Below are 8,773 nucleotides of genomic sequence, written 5' to 3' on the forward strand. Positions count from 1 at the left end.
AATTTATTGCGTTTCCGGTCCTTTCTGTATATGCTTAAAAAGGGAAAGAAGGGAGGAAGATCCCATGAAGGATATACGACCATGGAAAAAAACAGGGTTCCTGGTTTTTGCAGCGGCCCTGGGCGGGATCATAAGCGTTCCCGGGACCGGTCTTCTGACGGCACGGGCCACGGTGGCAGTCCAGGAATCGCCTGTGACGGAATATGACGAGGCCGCACTGGCCAGCTTTGCAGACGATACCCTGGAATACTGGGAGATCCCGGGACTGGTGGAGCGGTATAACAGCGCTTACCAGAAACAGCTGGACCAGTTCTATTATAATCCGGGAAGCTCCACGGGACTCACAAAGGACCAGCTTTTAAGCGTGGCAGAGACCCTGCGCCAGGAGGCGGAGACCCTGGCGGATACGGCAGAGGATGAGAAGGACAGCATCACGAAGCAGGAGTATGAGGAGTACAGGAACAACGTGCGGATCCTCCGGGCCAGGGCAAAGGATCTGGAGGACGCGGCCAAAGGCCGGTCTGCCTCGGGGGCTTCGGCCCTAAGGGCCCTGCGGATCTCAAAAAACAACACAGTGAAGACTGTGAACGCCATGATGCGGGACCATGAGACCCTGGAGCTTAAGACGAAGGCGGCGGAAAAGTCCCTGGAAATGGCGGAGCTTACGTATGAGGCGGCAAAGCGCCAGATGGAGCTGGGGCTCTATTCGGCAGAAAACGTGCTGGCGGCGGAGGAGGCCTTAAATTCTGCCCGGGCGGCGGCTTCTTCGGCAGAAAATGAAGAGAAGGATCAGAAGCAGACGCTGATCCGGATGCTGGGCTGGCGTTACGATGCAGACCCGGTGATCCAGCCGGTGCCGGAGCCGGATCTGGCAAGGATCGCATCCTATGATCCGGCGGCAGATATCAGCAAGGCCATTGAGAATAATGTGACCCTTTACGACACCAGGATGGCGTCGTCCTCGTCCCAGGGAGGGGCTGTGGCCAAGGCCCGGACCATTAAGGACCAGGAAAATGAGGTGCGGACCAGCCTGGACCTCTTATATAAGGATGTGCTCCAGAAGCAGGCGGCCTATGAGGCGGCAAAGACCAAGTTTGCGGCCGATGGGGCCGACAAAGCTGCGGCAGACCGGAAAAACGCCCTGGGTATGATGAGTCGCCAGGAATATCTGACGGCGGAAAGCGCCTATCTGGCGGCGGAGGCGGAATTTACGGAAGCCAGCCTGGCTTTAACGGGAGCCATGGAGGACTACGAATGGGCCGTAAAGGGCATGATGGAGCTGGCCTCGGGAGCCCAGGGCCAGGGAGCCATGTAGCGGGCGGGACCCGGAAAGGAATGATAGAATGATGAGAAAAATGACGATGGGAAGACGGGTGATCCCGGCGGCGCTGGCTGTTTCACTGGCCTGGACCGTACCGGCGTACGCGGAGGAGTTTGTGCCGGGGCCGGGACAGCCCTACGACGACGCTACTATGGCGCGGATCCAGGACAACGTCCTGGAATATGAGGAGATCGGACTTCTGGTGGATACTTATAACCCGACGTTAAAAAACGTAAAGGATACGTATTCGGATACCAAGGACGATTATAAAGATGTGGATAAATTGAAGAACCAGATCATGGAAGGCTCCGGCAGCCTGGCGGACCAGGCAGGGCAGCTTTCCGGTATGGCCGGCACCTTTGAGGATCTTCTGGGATACCAGAATATGGTAACGCCGGGAACGTACGCGGAGCTGGTGTACTCCTCGGAGGTTTTGTCCCAGCAGGCAGAGCAGATGACGCTGTCGGCCGATTCTCTGTCCGCAGTGACGCCGGAGATGCTAAAGGTAAAGATGGTGGACAGTACCCGGGCGGCACTGGTATCCGGGGCCCAGAGCGCCATGATCGGCTATGAGCAGCTTCTGCTCCAGAAGGAGAGCCTGGAGGATTCCATCGCCCTCCTGGAGGAGGTCTATAAGTCCACCCAGACCCAGGCGTCCCTGGGACTGGCAACGGAAAACGCAGTGCTGACGGCCAGACAGAACCTAGAGTCAGCCCAGGCCGGAAGGCTCGCCATGGACGCCAGCGAGGTGAAGCTGCGCCAGAGCCTGTGTACGCTCCTGGGATGGGAGTATAACGGGAATCCGGAGATCCGGAAGGTGCCGGAAGCAGATCTTTCCCGGATCGGCACCATGGATCCGGCAGCCGATAAACAGGCGGCCATCGACAATAACTACACTTTAAAATACAACCGTCTGAGCTATGAGCAGCTTACAGACGGCTCTGTGGAGCAGCAGAATATGGCCCGTACCATTGAGGACCAGACGGCGGCCATTTCCTCATCCCTGGAAAACCTGTATAACCAGGTGCTCCAGAAGAGAAATGAATACCAGACTGCCGTGGCAGCCCTGGAGCTGGAAAAGACCAGGATGGAGGCGGCGGACCGGAAAATGTCCGTGGGCACCATCGGACGTCTGGAATACCTCCAGCAGAAAAATTCCTATGCGGCAAAGGAGACGGCTGTGAAAACGGCAGATCTGGCCCTGTTCCAGGCCATGGAGACGTATGACCAGGCGGTGGAGGGGAATCTGAGCGTGTCCTAGGAAGAAAATGACCGGAAGGGAGGGAGCTGGTATGAGTGAAGATCAGTTCAGTGCAATGCTGGCGATTATTGTGCCGCCTGTTATTGAGCAGATCACGAAAAACAGTAATGTGGACGGTGAGAAGGCAATCTCCCGTTTTTATCAGTCCAGGCTCTATCAGGAGCTTTCGGATGAAACGTCCAAGCTGTGGCATTATGGCCCCATGACCCTGTATACCATGTATCAGGACGAGCTTTTAACAGGCTCCTATGATTACCCGGAGGAGGCATAAGCGATGAGCAGAGAATTAGCGTTCCTGGTCTACTGCATGGAGCGGTACCGTCATTTTAAGGGACTCTCCGGTGCGGATGTGGCAAGGCTCTTTGATGAACATGGTGTTTACAGATATATTATAAAGTATTTTGAATCACTCCATACAATGGGAGACCATTGTATCGTACAGGATATTGACGATTATATCAGCGGCAGTTCAGATTAATTCCTCCTGCCGAGTATTTCCGCCAGCTTAAACCGTACCGTAACGCGGGGCAGAGCGTCCTCTGACGCCCTCTGTCCCGTTTTTTCATGCCCGGGAAGGCGGAGTGCGGACGGGTGCCTGGCCCGCATGAGGGCGGAAAAATCGTCCTCGGGAAGCAGGGCCTTCAGCTGGTCCCTGGAGTCCTCCGGCATCACGGCGTGGGTGCTGTCCACATAGCAGAGGGAGGGATAGAGGACGCACCAGAAATTTTTCCCCTTTCCTTCCCCTAAAAGCACCCGGACCGCGTCGTAGGTCCCCGCCGGGAAGGTCATGTCCCCGTAGGTTTTTTCCGGGAACAGACACCGCTCCAGGCGGATATCCGCGCCATAGGAGAAGCCGCGGCTTTTCATGTATGCTTCCGCCGTCTCCTCCAGAAATGCTTTATGCTCCAGGATGTAGGAGGCTGTCTGGTCTTTTGTAAGGCCGTCTCCCGCCTCTGTCCCGGGTCCTTCCGGCGGAGGATCTCCTGCGCCCTGCTCCGGCCCCTGCGCCGTTTCTGATTCCAGGCCCTGGCGGATGGTATCCAGAAGGAGGTCCTTTACCTCCAGCTTCAAAGCCTGGTCTTTAGGGGAATCGCTGTTGGCCAGCACATGGAACCGCAGGACCTTTGGCGCGATCCGCGAGGCCAGGGCCTCCTCCTTTCTCCTCAGACCGTTCATGGCCGTTAAAAAGACCATCAGTGCCAGTGTCATGGACAGGCAGATATACCATTTCTTTTTCATGGGCTCCTCCAGTTTTTTATACGATTTTGCTATTTGTAATTATTGCCTGTTGTGCTATAATTTAAACGAATTGACGCCGCGGAGAGAACAGGCGAGGGAGGAGATCCTCCGTCCGGCCCATGGAAGGCTCTTCCGGCCCATCAACCATGAAAGGAAGCAGCAGATCAATATGGAAAAATTAAATGTGGTAGCCCTGTTTGGCGGGCAGTCTTCGGAGCATGTGGTCTCCTGTATGTCTGTCCAGAATGTGGCAGCCAATATCAATAAGGAAAAATACAATGTGATCCTGGTGGGGATCACAGAGGAGGGCCGCTGGCTTAAGGTGGACTCTCTGGATGAAGTGAAAAATGACACCTGGAGGACCAGCGGCTCCAGAGCCGTTCTTTCCCCGGACGCCACAGAAAAGGTCTTATGGGTGATCCGCCACGGAAAGGCAGAAAAGATCCCGGTGGACGTGGTGTTCCCGGTGCTCCACGGCCTTTACGGGGAGGACGGCACTGTCCAGGGGATCCTGGAGCTGGCGCAGATCCCCTATGTGGGCTGCGGCGTCTTAGCCTCCGCCGTGTCCATGGATAAGCTGTCCACGAAGCTGATCGTAAAGGACCTGGGGATTCGCCAGGCAGAATACGTGCCGGTGATGAAGGAAGAGCTGGAACAGATGGACCAGGTGGCAAAGCGGGTAGAGAACGCGTTTCCGTATCCGGTGTTCATAAAGCCGTCCAACGCAGGCTCCTCCAGGGGCGTGTCCCGGGCCGACGACCGGAAGTCCCTGGAAAACGGCCTTAAGGAGGCGGCGCTCCATGACCGGCGGATCCTGGTGGAGGAGATGATCGTGGGCCACGAGGTGGAGTGCGCGGTCTTTGGCGGAGGAAAAGAGGAGGTACGGGCCTCCGGCGTGGGAGAGATCCTGGCGGCGGCCGATTTCTATGATTTTGACGCCAAATATTATAATTCCGATTCCAGGACCGTGGTGGATCCGGAGCTTCCGGGAAACGCGGCGGAGGAGATCCGGGAGTCGGCAGTGCGTATTTTTAAGGCTGTGGACGGCTATGGCCTTTCCCGGGTGGACTTCTTCGTAAAGGAGGACGGGGAGGTGGTCTTCAATGAGATCAATACCATGCCCGGCTTCACGGCCATCAGTATGTACCCCATGCTCTGGGAGGCCAGAGGCGTGGGAAAAGAGAAACTGGTGGATGATCTTCTGGAACATGCGCTCAAGCGCTACGAAAGGTAGGCGCTTATTATGGATAAGAACGCACCCATCGGGATCTTTGATTCCGGCGTGGGAGGGCTCACGGTGGCCAGAGAGGTGATGCGCCAGCTTCCGGACGAGAGGATCGTTTATTTCGGGGATACGGCCCGCCTTCCCTACGGGACAAAATCCCAGGATACGGTGATCCGTTTTTCGGAGCAGATCATGCGCTTTTTGCGGTCCAAGGGAGTGAAGGCCATCGTCATCGCCTGCAATACGGCGTCCTCCTATGCCCTGGACGCCCTGAGACGGTCTGAGGATATCCCCATCATCGGCGTGATCAACGCCGGGGCCAGGGCGGCGGTCTCCGCCACAAAAAACGGGAGGATCGGAGTGATCGGGACCGACGGGACCATCAACAGCAAAGCGTATTCCTCTGTTTTAAAAAGCATGAATCCGGCGGTGGAGGTATTCGGAAAGGCCTGCCCCCTGTTCGTTCCTCTGGTGGAGGAGGGGCTTCTCCACGATACTGTGACGGACGAGATCGCCTCCCGGTATCTGTCGGTGCTGAAGGAAAAATACATCGATACCCTGGTCATGGGCTGTACCCATTATCCTCTGATCCGCTCCACCATCGCCCGCACCATGGGAGACGAGGTGACTCTGGTGAATCCGGCCTATGAGACGGCGGTGCAGCTCAGGACCCTTCTCCGGTCCATGGAGATGGACTGCGACGGGGACCAGGAGGTCCGGGTGGAGGAAAAGTACCAGTTTTATGTGAGCGATATGGCAGAAAAATTCAGCTCCTTTGCCGGGTTTATCCTTCCCGGGAAGGTGAAGGATACCATGCTGATCGACATTGAGAAATATTAGGAGCAACAGATGACAAAAGATGTTCTGGTAAGAGTCAAGGGGACCCAGTTCATGGACGACGAGAATGACGTGATCGAGATGATCACTGCGGGGACCTTTAATGAAAAGAATGGAAAAAAATATCTGATCTATGATGAGACCATTGTGGAGGGCGGAGACCAGACCCACAATATCGTGAAGATCTGGCCGGATAAGGTGGAGGTGACCAAGCGGGGACTGGTGGACACCCATATGACCTTTGAGTGCGGGAAAAAGCACATGTGCAACTATATGACGCCGGTGGGACTGATCATCCTGGGGATCACCACCTCAGCCCTGGAGGTGGAGGAGGATGAGACATCCATGGGGATCGTCATTTCCTATGCCCTGGAAATGAACGGCGAATACATTTCCGGCTGCGGCCTTGAAATTTACGCCAGGGATAAGGGAAATGGTCCCTGGAGCCTGGATTAAGGACGGAGAAGAAAGAGAGGAAGACAGAATATGGAAAGCTTTTTGGTAGCGGTCAACGCGGTTGTCCCATTTCTCTGTTACATTACCTTCGGATATGTGATGAAGATCAAGGGAGTGGTAAAGGAGGACTTTCTCCAGCAGCTGAATAAGATGGTTTTTAAGGTCTTTTATCCGTTTATGACCTTCTATAACATTTATAAGGCTGACGCCAGTTCCCTTCCCAGACCGGTGATGCTGATTTTCTGCGGCGTCAGCATCCTGGTGCTGGAGGTGATCCTGGTGCTCACGGTCCCCAGGCTGGTAAAGGAGAATCCCAGAAGGGGCGTGATCATCCAGGCCATTTACCGGAGCAATTTCGTCCTGTTCGGTCTTCCTCTGACTGTTTCTGTGTTCGGGGATGTGGCCTCCTCTGTGGCGGCCATGGTGGTGACTGTGGTAATTACCATTTATAATACGACTTCTGTGGTGATCCTGGAAATGTTCAATTCAGAAGGGAAAACAGACGTGAAGACGATCCTGGTCAATGTGGTGAAAAATCCGCTGCTCCAGGGGGCCGTGGTGGGTCTTCTGTTTTTCTTCCTGGGCATCCATGTGCCCAAGAGCCTTTTAACGCCCATTGCGGCCTTTGCGGACGCCACCTCGCCAGTGGCCCTGTTCGTCCTGGGCGGGACACTTCACTTCAACGCCATCCGCGGCAACCTGAAATACCTGGTACCGGCCCTGTCCTTAAAGCTTTTGGTGCTTCCTGCGGTGATGCTGGCCCTGGGCTACGCCTTTGGCCTCCGGGATCTGGAGCTGTTCCTTCTGGTGGCGATCTACGGAACGCCGGTGGCTGCTGCCTCTTATCCCATGGCCCAGAACATGGGCGGCGACGGCGAGCTGGCTGGCCAGTTCGTGGTCATCAGCACCGTCGTCGCCGTTGGGACCCTGTTTGGGTGGATCTTCTTTATGAAGAGTGTGGGACTGATCTAGTCCACCTTCTTCAGTACGATATTTTTGATCCGGCCTCCGTCCAGGATGAGGGAGCCGTTTTCCGGCTTCACATACATCGTAAGATCCGGGCCGAAGCTGAAGATGTTTTCTCCGGCTGCGTTCCTGTAAAGCTCTGATTTTCCATAACGGAGCATACAGAGGGCGCAGCCGTTTTCTGTTTTTTCAAGAGTAACGTGGGCGTCAGTCTCCTCATCGTAGTAATGGCCTTCCTCAAAAAGAGAGGGATCGGCCGGGGAGACCGGCGTCATTTTTACCACGCGGGCCGGAAGGCGGTAAAGGATCCCTTCCTCTGTGAAGTAGATCACCTCGTCCAGAGTGCCGACCCGGTAGCCGCCGTCTTCGGTCCTGACCAGTTCAGTTTCGCACCATTCTCTCTTCATAAAGAGCGTTCCGTCATGGTCCAGGATGTTCACAAACAGCGGATCATCGGGAAGGGCGGCGGCAAACAGACCGGCATGGGCGGGAGCCTCTTTGTGCTCCGGCACAGCGGGCTCGGTGCAGTCCGGAAGCCCAAGAACGATGCAGGCAGCCTTATCGGCCATTTTTGCCATGACGCGGGTGGTGGTATTGCTTAACAGGATCACCTCCAGCTCCTTTTCCGGGATACAGGATACCTGTCCGCGGTAAGCGGCATCGGCGCCGCCGTGGCCGAACACATCCAGTCCGTGGAGCTTATGGGTCATGAGGCCGCCGCAGTATTCCGCAGCCGTTCCGTCGCTTAAGATGGCCGGGGTCTTCATCAGGGCAATGATCTCCGGGTCGATGACCTGGGGATGGATGTACTCGTCCAGGATCTTACTGAGATCGGAGGCACATGTATTGACGGAGGTGGGGCCGTAAACGCAATAGTTTAAGGGATTATAATAGTAATTTCCGTCGCCGTCGTCCTGGTAGGAGTAGACCAGGTTGGGAACGATCTGGGTGTAGCTTTCCCGGACGAAGGTGTGCTCCATGCCGAGAGGCTTGAAGATCCGTTCTCTGGCAAACTGCGGGAAACTCATGCCGGACAGCTTTTCAACGATCAGCGCCAGAAGATGGAAGCCCGTGTTGCTGTAAAGATATCTGGACTGGGGCTTGAAGTTTAAGTGCTTCTGGAGCCGGATGGTGGTGTTGATGTCGTCCATGGTGATCTGGTCATTGATGGTGATGCTGCGCATGAATAAAAGCTCCCACTGGTCCCTGAGGCCGCTGACATTGTTCATCATCTGGCGCACGGTAATGGGCTCTTCGATGTTGATATATTCTCCCACATATTTACGGATATCGTCGTCCAGGCCCAGCTTCCCTTCCTTCCAGAGAAGGAGGATGGAGAGGACGGTGAACTCCTTGGAGATGGAGGCCACGTGCAGGATGCTGTCGTTTTTGATCTTCAGCTGGTTCTCCAGGTTAGGTCAGTTTACAAGGAACTACACGCAGACCGTGAAACGGGCTGCTGACAACA

Annotated in this window: 10 protein-coding genes; 8 read left to right on the plus strand and 2 right to left on the minus strand. The window is 55.6% G+C overall.

Translation table 11 applies throughout. From position 1 onward, the window contains the following. Positions 1-64: 64 nt before the first annotated feature. The 4 genes from WIH05_RS02560 to WIH05_RS02575 are packed head-to-tail and all read left to right on the plus strand — an operon-like array spanning position 65 to position 3,060. The gene (locus WIH05_RS02560; protein WP_022274495.1) at positions 65-1,315 is read left to right on the plus strand and encodes a hypothetical protein; all 1,251 of its coding nucleotides are present in this window, start codon (positions 65-67) and stop codon (positions 1,313-1,315) included. Positions 1,316-1,343: 28 nt separating this feature from the next. Continuing rightward, positions 1,344-2,582 (plus strand): TolC family protein, encoded by a 1,239-nt coding sequence (locus tag WIH05_RS02565; protein WP_337424929.1) that lies wholly within the window; start codon positions 1,344-1,346, stop codon positions 2,580-2,582. Positions 2,583-2,613: 31 nt separating this feature from the next. Next, complete coding sequence (locus WIH05_RS02570; protein ID WP_022274497.1) at positions 2,614-2,853, plus strand: hypothetical protein; 240 nt, start codon at positions 2,614-2,616, stop codon at positions 2,851-2,853. A 3-nt stretch (positions 2,854-2,856) separates the two neighbouring features. After that, entirely contained in the window at positions 2,857-3,060 is a 204-nt protein-coding gene (locus WIH05_RS02575) for a DUF3791 domain-containing protein (protein WP_022274498.1), read from the plus strand. Here WIH05_RS02575 and WIH05_RS02580 read toward each other — a convergent pair. Further along, positions 3,057-3,821: a stage II sporulation protein R gene (locus tag WIH05_RS02580; RefSeq protein WP_022274499.1), complete on the minus strand. Its 765-nt coding sequence runs from the start codon at positions 3,819-3,821 to the stop codon at positions 3,057-3,059. The two genes, WIH05_RS02575 and WIH05_RS02580, sit on opposite strands and share 4 nt — an antisense overlap. Positions 3,822-3,990: 169 nt before the next feature. Here WIH05_RS02580 and WIH05_RS02585 point away from each other — a divergent pair, with 169 nt between their 5' ends. From WIH05_RS02585 to WIH05_RS02600, 4 genes are read left to right on the plus strand one after another with little or no spacing between them, the layout of a single operon-like run. Further along, positions 3,991-5,055, plus strand: a complete 1,065-nt coding sequence (locus tag WIH05_RS02585; protein ID WP_022274500.1) for a D-alanine--D-alanine ligase family protein — start codon at positions 3,991-3,993, stop codon at positions 5,053-5,055. Between the two features lie 9 nt (positions 5,056-5,064). Then, a complete protein-coding gene (gene murI / locus WIH05_RS02590; protein WP_022274501.1) occupies positions 5,065-5,886 on the plus strand; it encodes a glutamate racemase in 822 nt (273 codons plus the stop codon). Positions 5,887-5,895: 9 nt separating this feature from the next. Further along, entirely contained in the window at positions 5,896-6,339 is a 444-nt protein-coding gene (locus WIH05_RS02595) for a DUF1934 domain-containing protein (protein ID WP_022274502.1), read from the plus strand. Positions 6,340-6,369: 30 nt separating this feature from the next. After that, positions 6,370-7,311, plus strand: coding sequence for an AEC family transporter (locus WIH05_RS02600; RefSeq protein ID WP_022274503.1), 942 nt, complete (start codon positions 6,370-6,372; stop codon positions 7,309-7,311). Here WIH05_RS02600 and WIH05_RS02605 read toward each other — a convergent pair. Further along, positions 7,308-8,717: a serine hydrolase domain-containing protein gene (locus WIH05_RS02605; protein WP_337424930.1), complete on the minus strand. Its 1,410-nt coding sequence runs from the start codon at positions 8,715-8,717 to the stop codon at positions 7,308-7,310. The genes WIH05_RS02600 and WIH05_RS02605 overlap by 4 nt on opposite strands. Between the last annotated feature and the right edge of the window lie 56 nt (positions 8,718-8,773).

The organism is Alitiscatomonas sp. (assembly GCF_037242085.1).
In the GTDB taxonomy this organism is placed as follows: Bacteria; Bacillota; Clostridia; order Lachnospirales; family Lachnospiraceae; genus Alitiscatomonas; species Alitiscatomonas aceti.